The 372-nt window shown below is 66.7% G+C and carries 1 protein-coding gene; it reads left to right on the top strand.

Annotated features, from left to right (window positions below; translation table 11 throughout):
• Positions 1-130: 130 nt before the first annotated feature.
• A partial coding sequence (locus tag AC1DNF_RS35865; RefSeq protein ID WP_478153703.1) for a DUF3606 domain-containing protein occupies positions 131-372 on the top strand: 242 nt, incomplete at its 3' end.

Genomic DNA, 372 nt, shown 5'->3' with positions numbered 1-372 from the left:
AGATCCACCCCGGCTCGGATAGGTCTACGGGCCGCGAAGAGATGAGCATGGGGGCAACGTCGGCGAGGTGCATGGGGCAGCATGCTGCACGTCACCAGATCGCGATGTCGCCCATCGCCGCGCCGCGGATATGGCCGCCTCCTACATCCGGCGGCGGCCTTGCGTCGCAGGCTCCTCGATCAACACGAAGGAGACACGCATGGCAGACGACCCAAAGAAGACTGGCCTCGACCGCAAGCTCATCTCGCTCACCGAGGAGCACGAAATCCGCAGCTGGACCGAGTCGCTCGGCGTCACCGAGGAGGAACTGCGCCAGGCGGTGGCCGCGGTGGGCCACTCGGCCGACAAGGTGCGCGAGCACCTGCGCAAGAA

The organism is Variovorax sp. 01T432, from assembly GCF_056398605.1.
This window is presented reverse-complemented; position numbering and strand designations above follow the sequence as displayed.